The organism is Streptomyces sp. ISL-1 (genome assembly GCF_018614585.1).
GTDB classification, from domain to species: Bacteria; Actinomycetota; Actinomycetes; order Streptomycetales; family Streptomycetaceae; genus Streptomyces; species Streptomyces maoxianensis.
This window is the reverse complement of record NZ_JAGGOI010000063.1, coordinates 11,856-36,230: the sequence shown is the minus strand read 5'-3', so window position 1 is coordinate 36,230 and position 24,375 is coordinate 11,856. Positions and strand designations below refer to the sequence as shown.

At 69.6% G+C, this 24,375-nt stretch carries 14 protein-coding genes and 1 tRNA gene; 11 read left to right on the top strand and 4 right to left on the bottom strand.

What is annotated here, in order from left to right:
• The first annotated feature begins 265 nt into the window (after positions 1 to 265).
• A tRNA-Thr gene (locus J7E87_RS33030) sits at positions 266 to 338 on the top strand.
• 47 nt (positions 339 to 385) lie between these two features.
• Here the strand turns inward: J7E87_RS33030 and J7E87_RS33025 are convergent.
• Positions 386 to 3,040 carry a SpoIIE family protein phosphatase gene (locus tag J7E87_RS33025; protein WP_215098308.1) on the bottom strand — a complete coding sequence of 885 codons (2,655 nt, stop codon included), beginning with the start codon at positions 3,038 to 3,040 and terminating at the stop codon, positions 386 to 388.
• A gap of 269 nt (positions 3,041 to 3,309) precedes the next feature.
• Here J7E87_RS33025 and J7E87_RS33020 point away from each other — a divergent pair, with 269 nt between their 5' ends.
• The 10 genes from J7E87_RS33020 (at position 3,310) to J7E87_RS32975 (ending at position 18,004) form a co-directional block, all read left to right on the top strand.
• Positions 3,310 to 8,805, top strand: a complete 5,496-nt coding sequence (locus J7E87_RS33020) for a HAMP domain-containing protein (protein WP_308313176.1) — start codon at positions 3,310 to 3,312, stop codon at positions 8,803 to 8,805.
• Between the two features lie 244 nt (positions 8,806 to 9,049).
• Positions 9,050 to 9,733, top strand: coding sequence for a two-component system response regulator (locus tag J7E87_RS33015; protein ID WP_215098307.1), 684 nt, complete (start codon positions 9,050 to 9,052; stop codon positions 9,731 to 9,733).
• Positions 9,734 to 9,869: 136 nt separating this feature from the next.
• Positions 9,870 to 12,638, top strand: a complete 2,769-nt coding sequence (locus J7E87_RS33010; protein ID WP_251018358.1) for a DNA translocase FtsK — start codon at positions 9,870 to 9,872, stop codon at positions 12,636 to 12,638.
• Between the two features lie 188 nt (positions 12,639 to 12,826).
• The gene (locus J7E87_RS33005) at positions 12,827 to 13,690 is read left to right on the top strand and encodes a helix-turn-helix domain-containing protein (protein WP_215098305.1); all 864 of its coding nucleotides are present in this window, start codon (positions 12,827 to 12,829) and stop codon (positions 13,688 to 13,690) included.
• A 71-nt stretch (positions 13,691 to 13,761) separates the two neighbouring features.
• Positions 13,762 to 15,225 carry a 30S ribosomal protein S12 methylthiotransferase RimO gene (gene rimO / locus J7E87_RS33000; protein ID WP_215098304.1) on the top strand — a complete coding sequence of 488 codons (1,464 nt, stop codon included), beginning with the start codon at positions 13,762 to 13,764 and terminating at the stop codon, positions 15,223 to 15,225.
• Entirely contained in the window at positions 15,222 to 15,920 is a 699-nt protein-coding gene (pgsA, locus tag J7E87_RS32995) for a CDP-diacylglycerol--glycerol-3-phosphate 3-phosphatidyltransferase (RefSeq protein ID WP_215098303.1), read from the top strand. Before rimO ends, pgsA begins: the two co-directional genes overlap by 4 nt.
• Positions 15,917 to 16,426, top strand: a complete 510-nt coding sequence (locus J7E87_RS32990) for a CinA family protein (RefSeq protein ID WP_215098302.1) — start codon at positions 15,917 to 15,919, stop codon at positions 16,424 to 16,426. The genes pgsA and J7E87_RS32990 overlap by 4 nt, the downstream gene beginning before the upstream one ends.
• 109 nt (positions 16,427 to 16,535) lie before the next feature.
• Positions 16,536 to 16,919, top strand: coding sequence for a helix-turn-helix domain-containing protein (locus tag J7E87_RS32985; protein ID WP_215098301.1), 384 nt, complete (start codon positions 16,536 to 16,538; stop codon positions 16,917 to 16,919).
• Positions 16,920 to 17,074: 155 nt separating this feature from the next.
• On the top strand, positions 17,075 to 17,545 hold the full coding sequence (locus tag J7E87_RS32980) for a Dps family protein (protein WP_215098300.1): 471 nt from the start codon (positions 17,075 to 17,077) through the stop codon (positions 17,543 to 17,545).
• Positions 17,546 to 17,749: 204 nt separating this feature from the next.
• Positions 17,750 to 18,004, top strand: coding sequence for a hypothetical protein (locus tag J7E87_RS32975; protein ID WP_215098299.1), 255 nt, complete (start codon positions 17,750 to 17,752; stop codon positions 18,002 to 18,004).
• On the opposite strand, the gene J7E87_RS32970 is transcribed toward J7E87_RS32975, so the two are convergent.
• The 3 genes from J7E87_RS32970 to J7E87_RS32960 all read right to left on the bottom strand — a co-directional run bounded on the left by J7E87_RS32970 (position 17,952) and on the right by J7E87_RS32960 (position 24,363).
• Complete coding sequence (locus J7E87_RS32970; RefSeq protein WP_215098298.1) at positions 17,952 to 18,725, bottom strand: SDR family NAD(P)-dependent oxidoreductase; 774 nt, start codon at positions 18,723 to 18,725, stop codon at positions 17,952 to 17,954. The genes J7E87_RS32975 and J7E87_RS32970 overlap by 53 nt on opposite strands.
• A gap of 32 nt (positions 18,726 to 18,757) precedes the next feature.
• Complete coding sequence (locus J7E87_RS32965) at positions 18,758 to 19,654, bottom strand: Fpg/Nei family DNA glycosylase (protein ID WP_215098297.1); 897 nt, start codon at positions 19,652 to 19,654, stop codon at positions 18,758 to 18,760.
• Positions 19,655 to 19,716: 62 nt separating this feature from the next.
• A complete protein-coding gene (locus J7E87_RS32960) occupies positions 19,717 to 24,363 on the bottom strand; it encodes an ATP-dependent helicase (protein WP_215098296.1) in 4,647 nt (1,548 codons plus the stop codon).
• Positions 24,364 to 24,375 lie beyond the last annotated feature (12 nt).

Genomic DNA, 24,375 nt, shown 5'->3' with positions numbered 1-24,375 from the left:
AGGACACCGCCGAACAATCATTAGCCCCAGTCCCCGGACCTTGTCCGGGGACTGGGGTATTTTTGCGTTCAGGACGATTCCTGGGATGCGTCTGGTCCTTGCTGCCTGGCCGGTTGTGGCCCAATGTCCGGGAGGCGGTACGTGTCTGGTAACTCGGTCCCGGTACTTCGCCGGCGGAGGGGTGTTGTTGTCCACTATCGGCGATGGTGGTTCGAAGCAGCCGACTGTTCAGGGTATGATCTACCCCGTTGCCACAGCGCAGCAGGCCCCAATAGCTCAGTCGGTAGAGCGTCTCCATGGTAAGGAGAAGGTCTACGGTTCGATTCCGTATTGGGGCTCAGCAGCGAAGAAGGCCCCCGCCAACTGGCGGGGGCCTTCTTCACGTTCAGGACCTGTGGGGCTCCGGGACGCGCATCGCGAGGATCGCCATGTCGTCGGAGGCCGGTTCGGCGGCGAAGCGTTCGACCGCGCGCAGGACGCGTGAGGCGACCGCGCCGGCCGTGAGGCCCGTGCATGTGGTGAGAAGGTCGGCGAGTCCGTCGTCGCCCAACATGCGTGTTCCCTCGCGGCGTTCGGTGACGCCGTCCGTGACGCAGAGCAGAACGTCGCCCGGGTCGAGGGTCACCATCTGCTCGTACAGCTCCAGGTCGTCCATGACGCCGAGGAGCGGCTGCGGTTCCGCCGCGGGTTCCACGGTGCCGTCCTGGCGCAGGCGGAGAGGGAGCGGGTGGCCGGCGCAGACGACCTTGAGGACCGCGCTGCCGTCCTCCTGTGGCCACAACTCGCCATAAAGGAGCGTCAGGAAGCGGCTGCGGGCGCCCTCGTCGAGGATCGCGGCGTTCAGGCGCTCCAGGACGGCAGGGCCGCCGAAGCCCTCGCGGGCGAGCAGGCGCAGGGCGTGGCGGGCCAGGCCGGTGACGGCCGCGGCTTCCGGGCCCGTACCGCAGACGTCGCCGATGGCGAAGCCGTACGCGCCGTCGCGGATCGGGAAGAGGTCGTAGAAGTCGCCGCCGACTTCGTTGCCTTCACCGGCCGCGCGGTAGATGACCTCGACCTCGACGCCCGGGATCTGCGGGAGTTCGGGCGGCAGCAGGCTGCGCTGGAGGGATTGGCTGATGGCCACGCGCTCGGAGTACAGGCGGGCGTTGTCGAGGGCGAGGGCCGCTCGGCGGGAGAGGTCCTCGGCGAGTTCCAGGATTTCCTGGCGGAAGTGGTCGTCGGAGGGCTTGCCGAGGGTCAGCATGCCGATGACGCGGTTGCGGGCGACGAGCGGGAGGACGACCGTCTCGCCGCCGACCGCGGCGGCTGTGGCGAGGGTGGTGCCGATGCCGGAGGAGACCGGCGGACCGGAGCCGAGGCCGAGTTCACGCTTGGAGGTGAGCAGGGCAGCCCGTTGGCCGGCTTCGGCGGGGGCTGTCCAGACGCGCGCGCCGGGGGTGGGCACGGGGTCGGGCGGGTCGATCTTGGAGAGGAGGGCCTTGAGGCCGTCGATCCGCTCCTCGTCCTCGTGGAGTACGTAGCTGAGATACGGATCGGATGCCTGGTCGGCGATGGTGTAGACGGCGCACCAGGTAGCGAGGGTGGGGACCGTCATCTGGGCCATCAGAGCCAGGGTCTGGTCCCGGTCGAGAGTTCCGGCGAGCAGGTCGGATGCCTCGACGAGGAAGGAGAGTGAGCCCCGGCGCAGGCGTTCCAGTTCGCCGAGGCGAGCCGATTCGACGGCCAGGGCGATGCGGTCGGCGGCGAACTGGAGGCGCAGTGCCTCCTCGTTGGAGTAGCGGCCCGCGGATTCGGCTGCGACTCCGAGCGAGCCGGTGAGGCGGCCCTCGACCTTGAGCGGGACGGTGACGACCGAGCGCATGCCGGTGGAGTTGAGGAGCGGGACGGCGCCCGGGACGGCTGTGAGGTCCTCGTGGACGGCGGGCATGCGGGCGGAGCCGTAGCGGCTGGTACCGGCCTCGACAGGGACGCGGGCGAAGCGCTGACGGGCCGACGGAAGGCCGGTGGTGGCCCGTACTTCGAGTTCGGTCTCGTCGTCTGTGGCCAGCAGCAGGAAGGCTGCGTCGCCGTCGAGCATGTCGCGGGCGCGCTCGACGGTGCGCTGGAGAAGGCCGTCGAGGTCTTCGGGGGCGGGGGAGCCGATGAAGACCTCGAAGGGGTCCGATGCGTGGCTCTCCGCGCCCGTCTCGGTCACGGGAGCGCGCTGCGGGCTCTGGATGACGGCTCGTTCGTCGTCGCGCACGAGAAGGCAGACGGTGGACGGTTCGCCATTGGTGTCGCGGACTCGCAGGTGCGATGCGTAGACGGGGACGACGCGGCCGTCGGTGCCGCGGATGCCGTAACTGCCCTCCCAGCGGGAGAGTTGGAGCGCCTCGGCGATGCCGGTGCCGATGCCGGGGGTTTGCGGCCAGGCGGCGAAGTCCGTCAGCGGTTTGCCGATCACCTGCTCGGCGGCGTACCCGAAGAGGTGTTGCGCGTCTTCGTTCCAGACGGAGATGGAACCGGTGCGGTCGATCTGGGTGACGGCGACGCGTACGCGTGCGTCGGCGACCGGGAGCAGCGGGATCGGCAGGACCGGGCCGGCGGACCGGGTGCCCACGGGGCGCTGGGGAAGGTCGAGTTGGAACCACACCTGTTTGTAGGTGGGGGAGTACTCCACGCCCCAGCGGGAGGCGAGAGCGGCGCACAGGAGCAGTCCACGCCCGTTCTCGCGGTCGAGGCTGCCGAGCGACCGGCCGGTGCCCTGTATCGGGATCTCGCGCTCGGGATATCGGTCGGCGACTTCGACCCGTACACCCTCGTCCGTACGCAGACAGAGCACATCGGCGGCGGTGCCCGCGTGCACGACGGCGTTGGTGACGAGTTCGCTGGTGAGGACGACCGCGTCGTCCACGACGTCGGAGTACCCCCACCCCTGGAGGGTGTCGCGGACGAAGGCGCGGGCGGTCGCGACGGACCGCCCGACAGGGTCGAAGCTGGCAGCCGCCCGCGCGGTGATCACTGAACTCCTCGTACGCGTCTCGACGCCCGGCTCTGCCATGATCGGCCTGCCCCTCCCGGTGCCCGGTGGTAGTACTTGCGTCATGCCGCCCCCGCCGGGCGGACCGGGGCGGTTGGACAGCCGGATGCCAGGTTACTTACCTTCGCTGTCCGAGCGGATGCCGGTTGCCGCTGTTTCCGCCCACTGGGGGCGGGGACGCTATGCGAAGCTGCCGAACTGTTATGGCCTGGTTCGGCCATGGTGAAACACTGGGCAGGCTGTCCTTGGACAGTCTGGGCAGAACGGTCAACCCCTGCGGGAGGGACACGGTGGAGTCTGGCGTGGCGGCGCGTGGCAAGAATACGCGCGCGAAAGGCGGACGGTCCCGGAGCAATGGGACAACCGAAGTGGATTCGGCGGCTCTGAACAGGCTGCTCGCGGCTCTGGTGTCGATGCGGGACGGCAATTTCCGCCGACGTCTGACCGTGTCGGGCGACGATGTGATGGCGGAGATCGCGGCCGTCTTCAACGAGGTCGCTGACCGAAATCTGCACCTCACAGGTGAGATCGCGCGGGTCCGCAGGATGGTCGGGCGTGAGGGGAAGCTCACCGAGCGGCTTGAGACAGGGGCCTGTGAGGGCTCCTGGGCGGCCGCCGTCGACGCTTCCAACGCCCTGGTGGACGATCTGGCGCGGCCGGTGTCCGAGGTGGGCAGGGTGCTCTCTGCCGTCGCCGAGGGCGACCTGGAGCAGCGGATGGAGCTGCGCTCGCACTCGGTGGAGGGTGCGGATGCGGCGGTACGTCCGCTTCGCGGCGAATTCCTGAAGGTCGCCCGTACGGTCAACAGCCTGGTCGACCAGCTGTCGGCGTTCACCGACGAGGTGACCCGGGTGGCGCTGGAGGTCGGCACCGAGGGCAAGCTCGGTGGTCAGGCACAGGTGCGCGGTATGTCCGGTTCGTGGAAGGACCTCACGGATTCGGTCAACACCATGGCGTACCGGCTGACCGCTCAGGTGCGTGACATTGCTCTCGTCACCACGGCGGTTGCCAAGGGCGATCTGTCACGCAAGGTCACCGTCCATGTGGCCGGCGAGATGCTTCAGCTGAAGAACACCGTCAACACGATGGTGGACCAGCTGTCCTCTTTCTCCTCCGAGGTGACCCGGGTCGCCCGGGAGGTCGGCACGGAGGGCGAGCTGGGCGGGCAGGCGGCGGTGCCCGGTGTGGCCGGCGTGTGGAAGGACCTCACCGATTCGGTGAACACCATGGCCGGCAATCTGACCTCGCAGGTGCGCGGTATCGCCGAGGTGACGACGGCGGTCGCCAACGGTGATCTGTCGCAGAAGGTCACGGTGAGCGCGCGCGGTGAGGTGGCCCAACTCGCCGAGACCATCAATCAGATGACCGAGACGCTGCGTACGTTCGCGGACGAGGTCACCCGTGTGGCGAGCGAGGTCGGGGCCGAAGGTCTGCTCGGCGGCCAGGCGCAGGTGCCGGGAGCCGCCGGAACCTGGAAGGACCTCACCGACTCGGTGAACACGGTCTTCCGCAACCTGACCACCCAGGTGAGGGATATCGCGCAGGTGACGACGGCGGTCGCGAACGGCGATCTGTCGCAGAAGGTCACGGTCGATGTCGCGGGCGAGATGCTGGAGCTGAAGAACACCGTCAACACGATGGTGGACCAACTGCAGTCGTTCGGTTCCGAGGTGACGCGGGTGGCCCGGGAGGTCGGCGTCGAGGGCCGGCTGGGCGGGCAGGCGGAGGTGCCGGGCGCGGCGGGGACCTGGAAGGACCTCACGGACTCGGTGAACACCGCGTTCCGTAACCTCACCGGCCAGGTGAGGGACATCGCGCAGGTGACGACGGCGGTCGCCAATGGCGATCTGTCGCAGAAGGTCACGGTCGATGTCGCGGGCGAGATGCTGGAGCTGAAGAACACCGTCAACACGATGGTGGCGCAGCTCTCCTCGTTCGCCGATCAGGTCACGCGGATGGCGCGGGACGTGGGCACGGAGGGCCGTCTGGGCGGCCAGGCGCGTGTCGACGGCGTCAGCGGTACGTGGAAGGAACTCACCGACTCCGTCAACTTCATGGCGGGGAACCTGACTTCTCAGGTGCGGCAGATCGCGCAGGTGACGACCGCGGTGGCCCGTGGTGACCTGTCGCAGAAGATCGACGTGGATGCGCGCGGCGAGATCCTGGAGCTGAAGAACACCATCAACACGATGGTCGACCAGCTTTCGGCCTTCGCCGAGCAGGTGACGCGGGTCGCGCGCGAGGTGGGTACGGACGGCCGTCTCGGCGGGCAGGCGCAGGTGCCCGGCGTCGCCGGTGTGTGGCGCGACTTGACCGATTCTGTGAACGGCATGGCGGAGAACCTCACCGGCCAGGTCCGTAACATCGCGCAGGTCGCCACCGCGGTGGCCCGTGGTGACCTGTCGCAGAAGATCGACGTGGATGCGCGCGGCGAGATCCTGGAGCTGAAGAACACCCTCAACACGATGGTGGACCAGCTCTCGAACTTCGCCGAGCAGGTGACCAGGGTCGCCCGCGAGGTGGGCACGGAGGGCATCCTGGGCGGCCAGGCCGAGGTCCAGGGGGTCTCCGGCACCTGGAAGGACCTCACCCAGTCCGTCAACTTCATGGCCAACAACCTGACGTCGCAGGTCCGCAATATCGCCGAGGTGACGACGGCGGTCGCCAAGGGCGATCTGTCGAAGAAGATCACCGTTGACGCCAAGGGCGAGATCCTCGAACTGGTGACGACGGTCAACACGATGGTCGACCAGCTGCTGGACTTCGCCGACGAGGTGACCAGGGTCGCCCGTGAGGTGGGTACGGAAGGTGTGCTGGGCGGTCAGGCGCGAGTGCGTGGGGTCACCGGCATCTGGAAGGACCTCAGCGACAACGTCAACCTGATGGCCAACAATCTGACCAATCAGGTGCGCAACATCGCACGGGTCTCCGCGGCGGTCGCCAATGGCGATCTGACGAAGAAGGTGACGGTCGAGGCGCGCGGCGAGGTCGCGGAGCTGGCCGAGACCGTCAACACGATGGTGACGACGCTGTCGTCGTTCGCCGACGAGGTGACCCGCGTGGCCCGCGAGGTGGGCACGGAGGGCGAGCTGGGCGGCCAGGCGCATGTGCCGGGGGTTTCCGGTACGTGGAAGGACCTCACCGAGTCCGTGAACTCGATGGCGTCCAACCTGACCGGCCAGGTGCGGCAGATCGCCACCGTCACCACCGCCATCGCGAAGGGCGATCTCACCAGGAAGATCGACATCGATGCGCGAGGCGAGATCCTGGAGCTGAAGACCACCATCAACACGATGGTGGACCAGCTGTCGTCGTTCGCCGAGGAAGTCACCCGGGTGGCCCGCGAGGTGGGCACGGACGGGCAGCTGGGCGGTCAGGCCCGGGTGCGGGACGTCGACGGAACCTGGCGCGACCTCACCGAGTCGGTGAACGAGATGGCCGGGAACCTCACGCGTCAGGTCCGCGCGATCGCGGCCGTCGCGACCGCGGTGACCCGCGGCGATCTGAACCTCAAGATCGATGTGGACGCGGCCGGCGAGATCCAGGTGCTGCAGGACAACATCAACACGATGATCGCGAACCTCCGCGACACCACCCTCGCCAACGAGGAGCAGGACTGGCTCAAGGGCAACCTGGCCCGTATCTCCGGTCTGATGCAGGGCCGGCGCGACCTCGACGATGTGGCCTCGCTGATCATGAGCGAACTCACTCCGGTCGTCTCGGCGCAGCACGGAGCGTTCTTCCTGGCGATGCCGACGGGCGGCGGCCGCGCGGTCGTCTCACCGGGCGGGGAGGTGTCGTACGAGCTCTGCATGCGCGGTAGTTACGGCTACTCCGCCGGTCTGATGCCGACGTCCTTCCGGCCCGGCGAGACGCTGATCGGCACTGCGGCCGAGGAGAAACGGACCATCCAGGTCAATGTGCCGCCGGGCTATCTGCGGATCTCCTCGGGCCTCGGCGAGGCATCGCCCGCGTATGTGATCGTGCTGCCGGTGCTCTTCGAGGGGAAGGTCCTCGGTGTGATCGAGCTGGCGTCCTTCCAGCCGTTCACGCAGATCCAGCGGGACTTCCTCAACCAGATCGCCGAGATGATCGCGACGAGCGTCAACACCATCAGCGTCAACACGAAGACCGAGGTGCTGCTCAAGCAGTCGCAGGAGTTGACCGAGCAGCTTCGTGAGCGCTCGGCCGAGCTGGAGAACCGGCAGAAGGCGCTGCAGGCCTCCAACGCCGAACTGGAGGAGAAGGCAGAGCTGCTGGCCCAGCAGAACCGCGACATCGAGGTGAAGAACACCGAGATCGAAGAGGCGAGGCAGGTGCTCGAGGAGCGTGCCGAGCAGCTCGCGGTCTCGATGCGCTACAAGTCGGAGTTCCTGGCGAACATGTCGCACGAGCTGCGTACGCCGCTCAACTCCCTGCTGATCCTGGCCAAGTTGCTCGCGGACAACGCGGAGGGGAACCTCTCGCCGAAGCAGGTGGAGTTCGCCGAAACGATCCACGGGGCGGGCTCCGACCTGCTCCAGCTGATCAACGACATCCTTGACCTGTCGAAGGTCGAGGCGGGCAAGATGGACGTCAGTCCGACCCGTATCGCGTTGGTTCAGCTCGTCGACTATGTGGAGGCGACCTTCCGGCCGCTGACCGCGGAGAAGGGTCTCGACTTCTCCGTACGGGTGTCGCCGGAGCTGCCCGCGACGCTGCACACCGACGAGCAACGGCTGCTGCAGGTGCTGCGCAATCTCCTGTCCAACGCGGTGAAGTTCACCGACAGCGGCGCGGTGGAGCTGGTGATCCGGCCTGCGAGCGCGGATGTGCCTCAGTCGATCCGCGAGCAGTTGCTGGAGGCGGGCTCGCTGCGGGACGCGGACGGGGATCTGATCGCCTTCTCGGTCACTGACACCGGGATCGGGATCGCGGCCGGCAAGATGCGCGTCATCTTCGAGGCGTTCAAGCAGGCCGACGGCACGACCAGCCGGAAGTACGGCGGTACGGGCCTCGGTCTGTCCATCAGCCGTGAGATCGCCCGGCTGCTGGGCGGCGAGATCCATGCGGCGAGCGAACCGGGCCGCGGCTCGACGTTCACCCTCTACTTGCCCCTTCACCCCAGCGAATTGCCGCCGCAGGGTTACCCGCAGCTCACCCCCGGCACGTCCGGCCAGCACGCAGGCACCGCCGAGGACGTATCGGAGGACGGGCTCCCGCAGGCGCGGCGTGACGCGCCCGCGCCCGCGTCCGCGGACGGCCACGCCGGTCCGGCCGCGCTGTTCCGGCGGCGGCGCAAGGCCCTGGGCTCGATGGAGCAGCGGCGTGCGCTGCCCGGCCAGGCGGGCGGCGCGTCGACGGCCGCTGAGCAGTGGGCCGGGGCGAACAGCAGCCAGGAGGCGTCGGTGGAGCGGCGCACCTTCTCCTTCGACGGCGAGAAGGTGCTGATCGTCGACGACGACATCCGTAATGTCTTCGCCCTCACCAGCGTGCTGGAGCAGCACGGGCTCTCCGTGCTGTACGCGGAGAACGGCCGTGAGGGCATCGAAGTCCTGGAGCAGCACGATGATGTGACGGTCGTGCTGATGGACATCATGATGCCCGAGATGGACGGGTACGCGACGACGACCGCGATCCGCAGGATGCCGCAGTTCGTGGGTCTGCCGATCATCGCGCTGACCGCCAAGGCGATGAAGGGCGACCGGGAGAAGGCCATCGAGTCGGGCGCTTCGGACTATGTCACCAAGCCGGTGGATCCCGACCATTTGCTCTCAGTGATGGAGCAATGGATGCGCGGGGAGTGAGCGACGTCTGCCCGGTTCCCGGCGAGTTGCTGACTGACTGTGGCCGGAGGTGTGTGAGACGGCGGTATTCGGGGAACCTTCTGGTCTCCCGCTACGTTTCTGCTACGTGCACAGTGACATCGCGGTGACAGGGTGTGGCGACAGGCGGGGTGCGGCTACCATGACCGGCACAAGGACGGGCGACGCAAGGGAGTCGTCCCCTGGGGCGGCGCCCGGTGCACATCCGGGGCGAGGAGGACGGGCCATGGTGCAGAAGGCCAAGATCCTCCTGGTCGATGACCGGCCGGAGAATCTGCTGGCGCTGGAGGCCATCCTCTCTGCGCTCGATCAGACACTGGTGCGGGCATCGTCAGGGGAGGAAGCACTCAAAGCGCTGCTGACAGACGACTTCGCGGTCATTCTGCTGGATGTTCAGATGCCCGGCATGGACGGATTCGAGACGGCCGCGCACATCAAGCGGCGGGAACGCACCCGGGACATCCCGATCATCTTCCTCACCGCGATCAACCACGGCCCGCACCACACCTTCCGGGGTTACGCGGCGGGTGCGGTCGACTACATCTCCAAGCCGTTCGACCCGTGGGTGCTGCGCGCCAAGGTCTCGGTCTTCGTCGAGCTGTACATGAAGAACTGCCAACTGCGTGAGCAGGCCGTGCTCCTGCGGCTCCAGCTGGAGGGCGGCGGGCATGCGAGCGCGGGAGACAGCAAGGAGCCCGCTGGGCTGCTCGCCGAGCTTTCCGCGCGGCTCGCGGCAGTTGAGGAGCAGGCGGAAGCGCTGTCCAAGCAGCTCGACGACGACTCGGCCGACGCCGCCGCAGTTGCCACCGCTGCCCATCTCGAGCGCAAACTCACCGGTTTGCGCCGGGCGCTCGACGCGCTGGAGCCGGGTACCGGCGGCGGTACGCCGACGCTGCCCTCGCAGAACTGAACGTCCGCCAAGGGTTTGAGGGAACGTCAACTTCCCACCACCGGGGCGTCAGCCTGCCGCCCTCCTGGCACGACACGAACGAGTGAAGCAGTGGGCACACGTGTCCGCTGCCGTCGACACCGGTAACCTCACCACCATGGCCTCACGCACGTCCGGCAAGGGTTCCCAGGGCGCGGCGGGCACCGCCAAGCCGCGCGCCGGCCGTACGACCGGCGCCGCGAAGAAGGCGGCGCCCGCCAAGAAGGCTGCCGCCAAGAAGACCGCACCCGCGAAGAGAGCACCCGTCAGGAAGGCGGCGAAGAAGGCTGCCCCCAGGCCCGCGCCGTCCCCCACGGGGGGCGTGTACCGCCTCGCGCGCGCCCTCTGGCTCGGTCTGGCACACGCTGTGGGCGCGCTGTTCCGTGGCATAGGACGGGGAGCGAAGGGGCTGGACCCGGCTCACCGCAAGGACGGCCTTGCGCTGCTGCTCCTCGGTGTGGCGCTGATCGTCGCCGCCGGTACCTGGTCCAATCTGCGCGGCCCGGTCGGCGATCTCGTCGAGATGCTGGTGACCGGCGCGTTCGGCCGCCTCGATCTGCTGGTGCCGCTCCTGCTGGGTGCGATCGCCGTACGCCTGATCCTGTACCCGGAGAAGCCGGAGGCCAACGGCCGGATCGTGATCGGTCTGTCCGCGCTCGTCGTCGGCGTGCTCGGGCAGGTCCACATCGCCTGCGGTTCGCCCGGCCGCGGGGAGGGCACCGAGGCGATGCAGGACGCGGGCGGGCTGATCGGCTGGGCCGCGTCCAAGCCGCTCATCTTCACCATGGGCGAGGTACTCGCCGTACCGCTGCTCGTGCTCCTCACCCTCTTCGGCCTGCTCGTGGTCACCGCGACGCCCGTCAACGCCATTCCGCAGCGCCTGCGGCTGCTCGGCTCCAAGCTGGGCATCGTCGAGCCGGCCTACGACCCGGGAGCGGACCACGAGGCCGGCGAGGACGACGAGCGGTACGACGAGCAGTGGCGCGATGCTGTACCGGGAGGGGCGCGCCGCTCGTCCGCCCGCCGGGGCGAAGCGCCCGCGGACCTCGACCCGGACATTGCCGAGGACGTAGCGCTGTCCAAGCGCAGGCGGCCGCGCAGGACTTCCGTGCAGCCCGCCATGGACCGTCCGATGGACGCCGTGGACGTGGCAGCGGCCGCGGCCGCTGCGCTCGACGGAGCCGTACTGAACGGGATGCCGCCCTCCCCGCTCGTCGCCGACCTCACCCGGGACGTCACCGCCGACCGGCAGCGAGCCGCCGGCCCCGTGCCGAGCGCGCGAGAGGCCGAGGAGGCCGGGCCGAAGGAGAGCGGATCGAAGGCTTCCGTACCGGATCTGACCAAGTCCGCGCCGGTACACGCCGAGTCCCAGCCTCTGCCGTCGCGCGCGGAGCAGCTGCAGCTCTCCGGGGACATCACCTATGCCCTGCCCTCGCTGGACCTGCTGGAGCGCGGCGGCCCCGGCAAGACGCGCAGCGCGGCCAATGACGTCGTCGTCGCCTCGCTCAGCAATGTCTTCATGGAGTTCAAGGTCGATGCGGCCGTCACCGGCTTCACCCGCGGCCCCACCGTCACCCGGTACGAGGTGGAGCTGGGCCCGGCCGTGAAGGTCGAACGGATCACCGCCCTCACCAAGAACATCGCGTACGCCGTCGCCAGCCCCGACGTACGGATCATCTCCCCGATCCCCGGCAAGTCCGCGGTAGGCATCGAGATCCCGAACTCCGACCGCGAGATGGTCAACCTGGGCGATGTGCTGCGCCTCGCGGACGCCGCGGGGGACGAGCACCCGATGCTGGTCGCGCTCGGCAAGGACGTCGAGGGCGGCTATGTGATGGCCAACCTGGCGAAGATGCCGCACGTCCTGGTCGCGGGCGCGACCGGCTCCGGCAAATCGTCCTGCATCAACTGCCTGATCACCTCGGTGATGGTGCGGGCCACGCCGGAGGACGTACGGATGGTGCTCGTCGATCCGAAGCGGGTCGAGCTCACCGCGTACGAGGGCATTCCGCACCTGATCACCCCGATCATCACCAACCCCAAGCGGGCCGCCGAGGCGCTGCAGTGGGTCGTGCGGGAGATGGACCTGCGCTACGACGACCTCGCGGCGTACGGCTACCGGCACATCGACGACTTCAACCAGGCCATCAGGAACGGCAAGGTCAAGCCGCCCCAGGGGAGCGAGCGTGAGCTCACCCCGTATCCGTATCTGCTGGTCATCGTGGACGAACTCGCCGACCTGATGATGGTGGCACCGCGCGACGTCGAGGACGCCATCGTCCGGATCACCCAGCTGGCGCGCGCGGCCGGCATCCATCTGGTGCTTGCGACCCAGCGGCCGTCGGTCGACGTCGTCACCGGTCTGATCAAGGCGAATGTGCCCTCGCGGCTCGCCTTCGCGACCTCCTCGCTCGCCGACAGCCGAGTCATCCTCGACCAGCCGGGCGCGGAGAAGCTGATCGGAAAGGGCGACGGCCTGTTCCTCCCGATGGGTGCGAACAAGCCGACCCGGATGCAGGGCGCCTTCGTCACCGAGGACGAGGTGGCGGTGGTCGTCCAGCACTGCAAGGATCAGATGGCCCCGGTCTTCCGCGAGGACGTCGTGGTCGGCACGAAGCAGAAAAAGGAGATCGACGAGGACATCGGCGACGACCTCGATCTGCTCTGCCAGGCCGCTGAGCTGGTGGTATCCACTCAGTTCGGGTCGACGTCGATGCTCCAGCGCAAGCTGCGGGTGGGCTTCGCGAAGGCGGGTCGGCTGATGGATCTGATGGAGTCACGGAACATCGTCGGGCCGAGCGAGGGCTCCAAGGCGCGCGATGTTCTGGTGAAGCCGGATGAACTCGATGGAGTGCTTGCCGCCATCCGCGGGGAGTCTCACTCGTAAGGGTTTGGCGAGCAACCGTTTCCCCCGGTCGTTCGTCAAGTTGGATGGAGGGACAGACTGATGTCCCACCATCAGGATGTACGGCCATTCTGATGGCGTACAAAGTCCCTCGCCCGGTTGCCCCACCTTTTCGTTCCACCCATAGACTGAACCTCCAGCAGGTGGCTACACGCTCGAAAGGCGCCCCCGTGTCCATCGGCAACTCCCCCGAAGACGACCGGCCTTCAATCGAAGACGACCAGCCTTCCATCGAAGATGATCAGCCTACTGTCGAAGACGACCGGCCTTCGATCGGTCATGCGCTCCAGCAAGCCCGCATCGCCGCAGGTCTGACCGTTGATGAAGTCAGTTCCTCCACCCGGGTGCGCATCCCGATCGTGCAGGCGATCGAACAGGACGACTTCTCCCGCTGCGGCGGCGATGTCTACGCGCGCGGTCATATCCGCACGGTCGCGCGTGCCGTCGGCCTCGATCCCGATCCGCTCGTCGCGCAGTACGACGCGGGGCACGGTGGACGTCCCTCGCCGACGCCTGCCGCGCCGCTCTTCGAGGCCGAGCGCATCCGTCCCGAACCGCGCCGCCCCAACTGGACGGCCGCCATGGTCGCCGCGATCGTAGCCGTGATCGGCTTCGTCGGTTTCACGCTCTTCAGCGGGGGCGACGGCAAGGGCGGCCAGGTGGCCGAGGGGCCGGCGCCCGAGCAGAAGCCCGGCACGGCGGCGCCGTCCACGACCAAGCCCGCCCCGCCGAAGCCCGACCCGTCGGACAGCGCCATCGCGGCGGTGCCGAAGGACAAGGTGACGGTGAAGCTCTCCGCCCTGGACGACAAGAGCTGGATCTCGGCCAAGTCGCACAACGGCAAATTGCTTTTCGACGGGCTGCTGCTCAAGGGCGAGTCCAAGACCTTCCAGGACGACGAGCGGGTCGATCTGATCCTCGGGAACGCCGGGGCGATCGAGCTGTTCGTGAACGGCAAGCGGGTCGAGGACGAGTTCCAGACGGGCCAGGTCGAGCGGCTGTCGTACACGAAGGGCGACCCCGAGGTCGGCTAGCCCGAACAGGCCGCGGGCCCCGGGAACCCTCGGGGCCAGGGCGTGGGTCAGGACAAAGTAGTCTTGAGCCCATGCCCGAACGCCGTACCGTCGCCCTTGTCACTCTTGGCTGCGCCCGTAACGAGGTGGACTCGGAGGAGCTCGCAGGCCGCTTGGCAGCGGACGGCTGGGAGCTCGTCGAGGAAGCCGCCGACGCGGATGTCGCAGTCGTCAACACCTGCGGATTCGTCGAGGCCGCCAAGAAGGACTCGGTCGACGCCCTGCTCGAAGCCAACGATCTCAAGGACCATGGCAGGACCCAGGCGGTGGTCGCGGTCGGCTGCATGGCTGAGAGGTACGGCAAGGAGCTGGCCGAAGCCCTGCCCGAGGCGGACGGCGTGCTCGGCTTCGACGACTACGCCGACATCTCCGACCGCCTCCAGACCATTCTGAACGGCGGCATCCACGCCTCCCACACCCCGCGGGACCGCCGCAAGCTGTTGCCGCTGAGCCCTGCCGAACGGCAGGAGGCGACCGATGTGGCGCTGCCCGGCCACGGCGACATCGCGCCCGCCCCCGAGGATCTGCCGGAAGGCATCGCGCCGGTTTCCGGGCCGCGCGCTCCCCTGCGCCGCCGTCTGGGCACCAGCCCCGTCGCCTCCGTGAAGCTCGCCTCCGGCTGCGACCGGCGCTGCTCCTTCTGCGCCATTCCGTCCTTCCGCGGCTCCTTCATCTCGCGGCGGCCCAGCGATGTGCTCGGCGAGACGCGCTGGCTGGCCGAGCAGGGCGTGAAGGAGGTCATGCTGGTCTCCGAGAACAACACCTCGTACGGCAAGGACCTCGGCGACATCCGACTCCTGGAGACCCTGCTGCCGGAGCTGGCCGAGGTCGACGGCATCGAGCGGGTGCGGGTCAGCTATCTGCAGCCCGCCGAGATGCGGCCCGGGCTGATCGACGTCCTCACCTCGACGTCGAAGATCGCTCCGTACTTCGACCTGTCCTTCCAGCACTCCGCGCCCGGTGTGCTGCGCGCGATGCGGCGCTTCGGCGACACCGAGCGGTTCCTCGAGCTGCTGGGGACCATCCGCGGCAAGGCCCCGCAGGCGGGTGTGCGGTCCAACTTCATCGTCGGCTTCCCCGGCGAGACCGAGGCGGACTTCGCCGAACTGGAAAGCTTCCTCACCGGTGCGCGGCTGGATGCCATCGGCATCTTCGGCTACTCCGACGAGGACGGCACCGAGGCCGTCTCGTACGACAACAAGCTGGACGCCGATGTCATCGCGGAGCGTCTTGAGCATTTGTCGCGGCTCGCGGAGGAGCTGACCGCGCAGCGCGCCGAGGAGCGGCTCGGCGAGACCCTTGATGTGCTGGTCGAGTCCGTTGACGGCGAGGACGGTGCCGTGGGGCGTGCGGCGCACCAGGCGCCCGAGACGGACGGGCAGGTGGTCTTCACGTCGGACGAGGGGCTCGTGCCCGGTCGTATCGTCGTGGCGAAGGCCGTGGCCACGGAAGGCGTCGACCTGGTGGCCGAATGTCTTGAGGGGGCGGCCACATGACCGGAGTGCCGGCATCCGCGGGGGGCGGCACCGGCAGGCCCGCGCCCGGCGGCAAGCTGGGCGCTGCGGCCGTCAATCAGGCGAGCCTCTGGAACATCGCCAACATCCTCACCATGATCCGCCTGCTGCTCGTGCCCGGCTTCGTCGTGCTGATGCTGCAGGACGGTGGTTACGACCCGGCCTGGCGGGCCTGGGCGTGGGCGGCGTTCGCCGTCGCCATGATCACCGACATCTTTGACGGGCATCTGGCGCGTACGTACAACCTGGTCACCGACTTCGGGAAGATCGCCGACCCGATCGCCGACAAGGCGATCATGGCCGCCGGGCTGATCTGCCTGTCGGCGCTCGGGGATCTGCCGTGGTGGGTGACCGGAGTCATTCTCTTCCGTGAGCTCGGGATCACGCTGATGCGGTTCTGGGTGATCCGGCACGGGGTGATTCCCGCCAGCCGCGGCGGCAAGATCAAGACCCTTGTGCAGGGCACGGCGGTCGGGATGTACGTCCTGGCGCTGACCGGTCCGCTCGCCACCCTGCGCTTCTGGGTGATGGCGCTGGCCGTCGTGCTGACGGTGGTCAGCGGCCTCGACTATGTGCGACAGGCGATCGTCCTGAGGCGCAGGGGACGGGCCACCGAGCGGGCGGTGGCGGCCGAGAAGGCAGGGAACAACGCCGGGGGCGCGGGGAAAAAGCGGTGAGGACCGCGGCTCGGGTGCTGGCGCTGCTTGCGGAGCGTGGCGAGACGCTGGCCGTCGCCGAGTCGCTCACCGGCGGTCTGGTGGCCGCCGAGCTCACTTCCGTGCCTGGTGCCTCGAAATCCTTCCGCGGGTCCGTCACGGCGTACGCAACTACTCTGAAGAGGGATGCTCTCGGCGTCGACGGGACCCTCCTGGCGGAACGCGGCGCGGTGGATCCCGAGGTCGCACGGCAGATGGCGGCAGGGGTACGGGAGGCGCTTGGCGCCGCCTGGGGCATCGCGACCACGGGTGTGGCCGGGCCGGAACCACAGGACGGGCAGCCCGTCGGGACGGTCTATCTGGCCGTCGTGGGGCCCGGCGGCACCGGGAAAGTGGCTGCGTTGCGGTTGAACGGCGACCGGGCGGAAATCCGTAGAGAGAGTGTACGGAGCGTGCTCGAGCTGCTCTTGGGCGAACTGCACGAAAATGCGCGGACACTGGATATGGAGCAGAACGGGGGGACTTGATGTTTGCAGCCCTGAGTGAACACGACATCGCTCCCCGCACGGCCGCCGCACGAGGCGGTACGGTGGGGCGTGAAGGATGCGGCTACGCGGTCCGAGGAGGGAGCCACCGATGATTCTGCTCCGTCGCCTGCTTGGTGACGTGCTGCGTCGGCAGCGCCAGCGCCAGGGCCGTACTCTGCGCGAAGTCTCCTCGTCCGCCCGAGTATCGCTCGGCTATCTTTCCGAGGTTGAGCGGGGGCAGAAGGAGGCTTCCTCTGAGCTGCTCTCCGCGATCTGCGACGCGCTTGACGTACGGATGTCCGAGCTCATGCGAGAAGTGAGCGACGAGCTGTCGTTGGCCGAGCTGGCCGAGTCGGCAGCGGCGAGTGAGCCGGTGCCTGCGCCAGTACGCCCGATGCTCAATTCCGTCTCCGTGAAGTCGGTGGCGGGTGTGCCGACGGAGCGGGTGACGATCAAGGCGCCTGCGGAGGCGGTCGACGTCGTCGCCGCCTGATCCGTACGGCTCTGCACGGCTTGGTCTGTAGCTGAGGCCCCGGTCTGCCCCCTCTGTGGGGCACAGGCTGGGGCCTTTGCTTTGTCGACGAATGCCTGATTTAGGGTATTTGTGCCATGGTGGGCAGGTATCTGCGAACCGAGTGGAGGACATCGATGTCTGTCGTAAAGAGCCCCCTGTCCGAGACGGACCTCAAGACGGTCGGCGATGCGCTGAGGGGCGCGCTCGTGGATCTGGTGGATCTCTCGCTGGTGGCGAAGCAGGTCCACTGGAATGTAGTCGGGCCCCGCTTCCGGTCCATACATCTCCAGCTCGACGAGGTCGTGGCCACGGCGCGGACGCACTCCGACACGGTGGCCGAGCGTGCCTCGGCGATCGGGGTGACGCCGGACGGCCGGGCCCAGACGGTGGCGGCGCAGAGTGCGATCGGCGCGGTGCCGGAGGGCTGGATCAAGGACGTGGACGCCGTGCGGACCCTGGTGGACGCGCTCGGCGCGGTCGTCGGGCGGATGCGGGAGCGAATCGTGGCGACCGCGGATCCCGATCCGGTGACTCAGGATGTGCTGATCGGGCTCACGGCGGACCTGGAAAAGCATGCGTGGATGTTCCAGGCGGAGAGCACGTAGGGGCGTTGGCGCTGCGGCCCTCCGACCTGTGGCCGGGGGGCCGTGACTGCCGATGCGACGTCGTCCGCGACCAGGACCGGGGGTAGCTGTTCCTCGTCGCACTTTGGAGTGAGGTGACCAGCGCCCCGCGCGCCGGAGCGTGCATCCGGTGCGCCCTCCCGGTGGGTGATCGCGCCGGTCTAGCGTGGGCCGGAGGAGGCAGCCATGGCAGTGCGCGGTGTCGTCCTCATGCCGGTGGTCGCTCTCGGACTCGTGGCCGGCGGGCTGTGGTGGTGGGCCGTGCTGCGGCTGGTGCTCGTGCCGCAGCAGGCGGGGCTCGTCGAAGGCGCGGTGGCGGCGGGCGGGTGGGGGCTCAGCCTGCTGCCGGTGCACGTGACGGCGTCCCGTGGGGCCACGCGCGGTGGGATCACCAGGGCATCGCGACGCCGCCGTTCGGACGCAGGATCTGACCCGTCGTGAAGGCGGACGCGTCGGACGCCAGGTGAAGGACCATATGCGCCACGTCCTCGGGCTCGCCGACGCGGCGGAGTGGGGAGATCCGGATCATCGCTGCCTCGGCCTGGCGCTGGAGCGTGGCGTCGTGACGGTCGGTCATGGGGGTGCGGATCCAGCCGGGAGCGACGGCGTTGACGCGGATGGAATGCCGGCCGAGTTCGGTCGCGAGGGTCTTGGTGAGCTGGACGACTGCCGCTTTGGCCGCGCTGTAGCAGAGCAGACCGGCGCTCGCGGCGTCGACGGCGCCCGAGGCCATGGTGACGATGGAGCCGGGGGTGCCCGCGGCGATCATGGCGCGGGCGGACTCCTGGCAGGCGTACAGGATCCCCTTGAAGTTGACCGCGAGGACGCGGTCGAGGTCCTCGTCTCTCGTCTCCAGGACGGGGCTGTTGTGCATGATTCCGGCGATGGCGGCCAGGATGTCGAGCCGGCCGATGCTCTCGATGCGCTCGATCGCGGCCTTGAGTTGGGCGCGGTCGGTGACGTCGAGGGGGTGGGTGTGGGCTGTGCCGCCCGTGTCGGCGATCTGGGTGCGTGTCTCGGTCAGGCCCTTCTCGTCGATGTCGGCGCAGTGGACGGTGGCTCCCGCTTCGGCGAGGAGGACGGCCGAGGCGCGTCCTATGCCGCCGGCCGCGCCGGTGACGAACGCGGTGCGGCCCGTGAGGTCGTACGCCTTGAGGGGCATGGGCGGACGGTACGACTAGATCTGACGGGTCGTCAACTAGTAGGCCCGGACTGGCAGCGCGGGCACCAGTAGGTGGGGCGTTCGCGGCTGCCGTCGCCCTGGTCGGCCTTACGGATCGGGGTCCCGCAGCGCAGACATGGCTGGCCCTCTCGGCCGTAGACATACAAGGGCGGGCCGGGACGGCGGTGGCGGTGGGCGGTGCTGCTTGGGGGTCTGCTCGGGCTGGGGGTTCCGGGGATTCTTGGGGCGCCGGTGGCTGCGGGTGCGCGTGTGGTGCCTGTGGTGTCTGTGGTGCGGCGATCGAAGCTGTTCTTGTTCGCTTCGAGGAGCCGGTGGGCGGTGACAACAAGCCGTTGAGTGGTGTCGACGGGCAGTTCGCCGACGGGCAGCCAGGGCGTCACACGGGCCAGGAAGGCCAGCTCCGACTTGTAGACATTGCCGATGCCTGCGAGGTTGCGCTGGTCGAGCAGGGCCTCGCCGAGGCGGCGGGCCGGATCGGCAAGGAGGTTCGCGGCGGCGGTGTCCGCGTCCCAGTCGGGGCCCAGCAGATCCGGGCCGAGATGGCCCACGGCCTTGTCCTCGTCGGCGGTGCGCAGCAGCTCCAGGACGGGGAGGCGGTAGCCGACGGCGGTGTGGTCGGCGTTACCGAGGATCGCGCGGATCTGGTGCGCGGGGCCGCCGCGCCAGCGCTCGCCGGAGCCGTACACCCGCCAGGCGCCGTCCATACGCAGGTGGGAGTGGAGGGTGAGGCCGCCCTCGATGCGGGTGAGCAGGTGCTTGCCGCGCGGCGTGACGTCCAGGACGATCCGGCCGGTGAGGTCGGCGGTGGCGAAGCGCGGGACGCGCAAGTCGAACCGGGTGAGTACCTGCCCGGCGAGGGCGGTGTGCAGGCGCTGGGCGGTGTGCCAGACAGTGTCTCCTTCGGGCATGGATCCATGATGCGGGACGGGGGAGGGTGGGTTGGTACACGCCCGGGCGCCCCGCCCCGCCGTCAGGGCCGCAGCCGTAGGCCCCTCGGGGTGGCGTGGAAGCCCGCAGTCTCCAGGACGCGGGCCAGCGGCGAGGTGAGCGCCGGTATCCCGTTGGCACGCTCGACAGTGACCGTGCCGAGGGCGCCCGCCCGGGCCGCGTGCGCCAGCGCCTCGGCCGCCGCGCGGAGCGCGGCGGAGTCCGGGTCGGTCGCCCAGGCCAGCAGCGTCTTGCCGCCGCGCTCCATGTACAGCGTGAGCTCGCCGTCGACCAGGACGACCAGGGAGCCCGCCTTCCGGCCGGGCTTGTGACCGGCTCCGGTCGGCGGCTCGGGCCAGGGCAGCGCCGCGCCGTACGCATTGGCCGGGTCGGCGGCGGCCAGCACCACGGCGTGCGGCGCCGTCTGCCCGTCGGCCCGGTCTCTCGCTGTGGCCGCCGCACGGAGGCGGTCGACCGCGCCGTCCATCGCGAACTGTGCCGCGCCCAGCCCCTCCACCACATAGCCGCGCCGCGCCTGACCGCTGTCCTCGAAGGCGGAAAGGATGCGGTACGTGGCCGAGAATCCGCCTTCCACGCCTTCGGCTGCCACCGCGCCCCGTGTCACCACGCCATGGCGGTCCAGCAGGGTGTGGGCGAGGGCATGCGCGCGGTGGGTCGGGTCGGGCTCGGCGGTAGGCAGCAGTGACCAGCGCCCGCTCACCGTCGGCGGACCGGTACGGGAAGCGGAACGGGCGGCCGCCGTGAGGCTGCCGTACCGCCCGCGCGGCACCGTCCGTTTGGCGCGATGGGCCGTCGATCCCGCCGTCCGCCCCGAGCCGAGCAGAGAACGCAGCGGCGCCAGGGTGTCGTTGGTGAGACGGCCGGACCAGGCCAGGTCCCAGATGGCGTCGGCCAGTTGGGGATCGGCGGCGTCGGGGTGGGTGGTGGCCCTGACATGGTCCGCGATCTGACGGAAGAACAGGCCGTAGCCGGGGGAGAGGGCGCTGATCACGGACTCGTGGAACGCGGTGAGTTCCAGCGGATGGGGCTCAGGCAGGAGCAGGGGCGCCGCGTCGGCGAGGTAGAGGGAGATCCAGCCGTCCTTTCCGGGCAGTGAGCCCGCTCCGGCCCAGACGACCTCGCCCGTCGTGGTCAGTTCGTCCAGGAGACCGGGCGTGTACCCGGAGACGCGGGACGGGAGGATCAGCTTCTCAAGGGCGGAGGCCGGGACCGCGGCCCCCTGGAGCTGCTCGATCGCGCGGGCGAGGCCGTCGATACCGCGCAGGCTGTTGCTGCCCATGTGCTGCCACTTAGGGAGGAACGTCGCGAGCGCGGCGGGCGGCACCGGCTCCAGCTCATGGCGCAGCGCGGCAAGCGAGCGGCGGCGCAGCCGGCGCAGCACCGTCGCGTCGCACCACTCCTGGCCGATGCCGGAGGGGTGGAACTCGCCCTGTACGACCCGTCCGCTCGCCGCGAGCCGTTGCAGAGCGCCATCTGTGACGGCCACGCCGAGGCCGAAGCGCGCCGCCGCCTGGGTAGAGGTGAACGGCCCGTGCGTACGCGCGAATCGGGCGAGGAGGTCGCCGAGCGGGTCCTTGACCGGCTCGGTGAACGCTTCCGGCACGCCCACCGGGAGCGCCGTGCCCAGCGCGTCGCGCAGCCGGCCCGCGTCCTCGACCGCCGCCCAGTGGTCGGCGCCCGCGATCCTGACCTGGATGGCGCGGCGCGACGCGGCCAGTTCCCGCGGCCACTCCGGGTCGCCGCCGCGCTCGACCAGCTCGGAGTCCGTCAGCGGGCCGAGGATGCGCAGCAGGTCGGCAACGCCCTCCTCGTCCTTGATCCGGCGGTCCTCGGTGAGCCATTGCAGCTCCCCCTCCAGCTCGGTCAGCACCTCGGGGTCGAGCAGCTCGCGCAGCTCGGCCTGGCCGAGCAGTTCGGCGAGCAGCCGGGAGTCGAGGGAGAGGGCTGCGGCGCGGCGCTCGGCGAGGGGGGAGTCCCCCTCGTACAGGAACTGCGCGACATAGCCGAAGAGCAGCGAGCGGGCGAAGGGCGAGGGCTCCGGCGTGGTGACCTCGACCAGCCTGACCCGGCGGGACTCGATATCGCCCATCAGCTCCGTGAGCCCCGGGACGTCGAACACGTCCTGGAGGCACTCGCGGACCGCTTCGAGGACGATCGGGAAGGACCCGAACTCGCTCGCCACCTGGAGCAGTTGGGCCGCGCGCTGGCGCTGTTGCCACAGCGGCGTGCGCTTGCCGGGGCTGCGCCGGGGCAGCAGCAGCGCACGCGCGGCGCACTCCCGGAACCGGGAGGCGAACAGCGCGGAGCCGCCCACCTGGTCCGTGACGATCTGATTGATCTCGCCCTTGTCGAAGACGGTGTCAGCCGCGGTGACGGGGGCCTGCTCGCTGTCGAACGTGGCGTCGAGGTGGACCGGGTCCTGGTCGAGCAGGTCCAGACCCATCAGATCGGCGTCGGGCAGCCGCAGCACGATGCCGTCGTCGGCGTGCATGACCTGCGCGTCCATGCCGTACCGCTCGCCGAGCCTGGCGCTGAGTGCCAGCGCCCAGGGGGCATGCACCTGGGCGCCGAACGGGGAGTGGATGACGATCCGCCAGTCGCCCAGCTCGTCCCGGAAACGCTCGACGAGGATCGTCCGGTCGTCGGGGACATGGCCGCACGCACGGCGTTGCTCGTCCAGGTAGGCGAGGAGATTATCGGCAGCCCAGGCGTCCAGGCCGGCAGCCAGCAGGCGAAGCCGGGCGTCCTCGGTGCTCAGTCCGCCGACCTCCCGCAGGAACGCGCCCACCGCGCGGCCCAGTTCGAGCGGGCGGCCCAACTGGTCGCCCTTCCAGAACGGGAGCCGGCCCGGTACCCCCGGGGCGGGCGAGACCAGCACCCGGTCGCGGGTGATGTCCTCGATACGCCAGGAGGTGGTGCCGAGGGTGAAGACATCGCCCACCCGGGACTCGTACACCATCTCCTCGTCCAGCTCGCCGACCCGGCCGCCGCCCTTCTTGGGGTCCGCCCCCGCCAGGAACACCCCGAACAGCCCGCGGTCGGGGATGGTGCCGCCGGAGGTGACCGCGAGACGCTGCGCCCCCGGCCGGCCCGTGACCGTACCGGCGACGCGGTCCCACACCACGCGCGGGCGCAATTCGGCGAAGGCATCCGAGGGATAGCGCCCGGCGAGCATGTCGAGGACCGAGGTGAAGGCCGACTCGGGGAGCGAGGCGAACGGCGCGGCCCGGCGCGCCAGCGCCAGTAGATCGTCGACCTGCCAGGTGTCCAAGGCGACCATGGCGACCAGCTGCTGGGCCAGCACGTCCAGGGGGTTGGACGGGACGCGCAGCGCTTCGATCGAGCCGGTGCGCATCCGCTCGGTGACCACTGCCGCCTGTACGAGATCGCCCCGGTACTTGGGGAAGACGACGCCCGTGGAGACCGCGCCCACCTGGTGTCCCGCGCGGCCCACCCGCTGCAGGCCGGAGGCGACCGACGGAGGTGACTCGACCTGGACCACGAGATCCACCGCGCCCATGTCGATGCCCAGCTCCAGGCTGGAGGTGGCGACGACGGCGGGCAGCCGGCCCGCTTTGAGGTCCTCTTCGACCAGCGCGCGCTGTTCCTTGGAGACCGAGCCGTGGTGCGCGCGGGCGAGGAGGGGCGGCGCTCCCTGCGCGGACCCGGACTGCGCCATGATCTCGGCCGGTGACGCCTTCGCGGCCATGGTCGTGGCGGAGTCGTGCGCATCGAAGGCAGTACCCGTGGCGCGCTCGTACGCGATCTCGTTGAGGCGGTTGCACAGCCGCTCGGCGAGCCGGCGGGAGTTGGCGAAGACGATCGTCGAGCGGTGCGCCTGGACCAGGTCGGCGATCCTCTCCTCGACGTGCGGCCAGATCGACGGCTTCTCGCCGCCGTCCGATTCGGAGGCGGGAGAGCCCCCCAATTCGCCCAGGTCCTCCACCGGCACGACCACGGACAGGTCGAACTCCTTCCCCGAGAGCGGCTGGACGATCTCCACCTTTCGCTGCGGCGACAGATAGCGGGCGACCTCGTCCACCGGCCGCACCGTCGCCGACAGACCGATCCGCCGGGCAGGGCGCGGCAGCAGTTCGTCGAGGCGCTCCAGCGACAGGGCGAGATGCGCGCCCCGCTTCGTTCCCGCGACGGCGTGCACTTCGTCCAGGATCACCGTCTCGACGCCCGCCAGCGCGTCCCGGGCGGAAGAGGTGAGCATCAGGAACAGCGACTCGGGTGTCGTGATCAGGATGTCCGGAGGCTTGGTGGCCATGGAGCGCCGCTCGGCGGGCGGGGTGTCGCCCGAGCGGATGCCGACCCGCACCTGCGGCTCAGGCATCCCGAGCCGCGCGGACTCCTGCCGGATTCCGGTGAGCGGGCTGCGGAGGTTGCGCTCCACATCGACCGCGAGGGCCTTGAGCGGGGAGACGTACAGCACACGGCAGCGCATCTTCGGGTCCGCGGGCGGTGGGGCGGACGCCAGCTGGTCCAAGGCGGCGAGGAACGCGGCCAGGGTCTTGCCGGAGCCGGTCGGGGCCACGACCAGCACGTCCGAGCCCTCTCCGATGGCGTGCCAGGCCCCTTCCTGCGCGGCGGTGGGCGCGCTGAAGGCTCCCGCGAACCAGTTCCGGGTCGCGGGAGCGAAGGAGTCGAGTGCAGTCCTGGCCATGCCCCCCATCGT

Excerpts from the sequence above, each read along its gene's own strand:
- J7E87_RS33025 (WP_215098308.1), bottom strand. The coding sequence starts at position 3,040 with ATGGCAGAGCCGGGCGTCGAGACGCGTACGAGGAGTTCAGTGATCACC.
- J7E87_RS33015 (WP_215098307.1), top strand. The coding sequence starts at position 9,050 with ATGGTGCAGAAGGCCAAGATCCTCCTGGTCGATGACCGGCCGGAGAAT.
- J7E87_RS33010 (WP_251018358.1), top strand. The coding sequence starts at position 9,870 with ATGGCCTCACGCACGTCCGGCAAGGGTTCCCAGGGCGCGGCGGGCACC.
- rimO (WP_215098304.1), top strand. The coding sequence starts at position 13,762 with ATGCCCGAACGCCGTACCGTCGCCCTTGTCACTCTTGGCTGCGCCCGT.
- pgsA (WP_215098303.1), top strand. The coding sequence starts at position 15,222 with ATGACCGGAGTGCCGGCATCCGCGGGGGGCGGCACCGGCAGGCCCGCG.
- J7E87_RS32985 (WP_215098301.1), top strand. The coding sequence starts at position 16,536 with ATGATTCTGCTCCGTCGCCTGCTTGGTGACGTGCTGCGTCGGCAGCGC.
- J7E87_RS32980 (WP_215098300.1), top strand. The coding sequence starts at position 17,075 with ATGTCTGTCGTAAAGAGCCCCCTGTCCGAGACGGACCTCAAGACGGTC.
- J7E87_RS32975 (WP_215098299.1), top strand. The coding sequence starts at position 17,750 with ATGGCAGTGCGCGGTGTCGTCCTCATGCCGGTGGTCGCTCTCGGACTC.
- J7E87_RS32970 (WP_215098298.1), bottom strand. The coding sequence starts at position 18,725 with ATGCCCCTCAAGGCGTACGACCTCACGGGCCGCACCGCGTTCGTCACC.
- J7E87_RS32965 (WP_215098297.1), bottom strand. The coding sequence starts at position 19,654 with ATGCCCGAAGGAGACACTGTCTGGCACACCGCCCAGCGCCTGCACACC.
- J7E87_RS32960 (WP_215098296.1), bottom strand. The coding sequence starts at position 24,363 with ATGGCCAGGACTGCACTCGACTCCTTCGCTCCCGCGACCCGGAACTGG.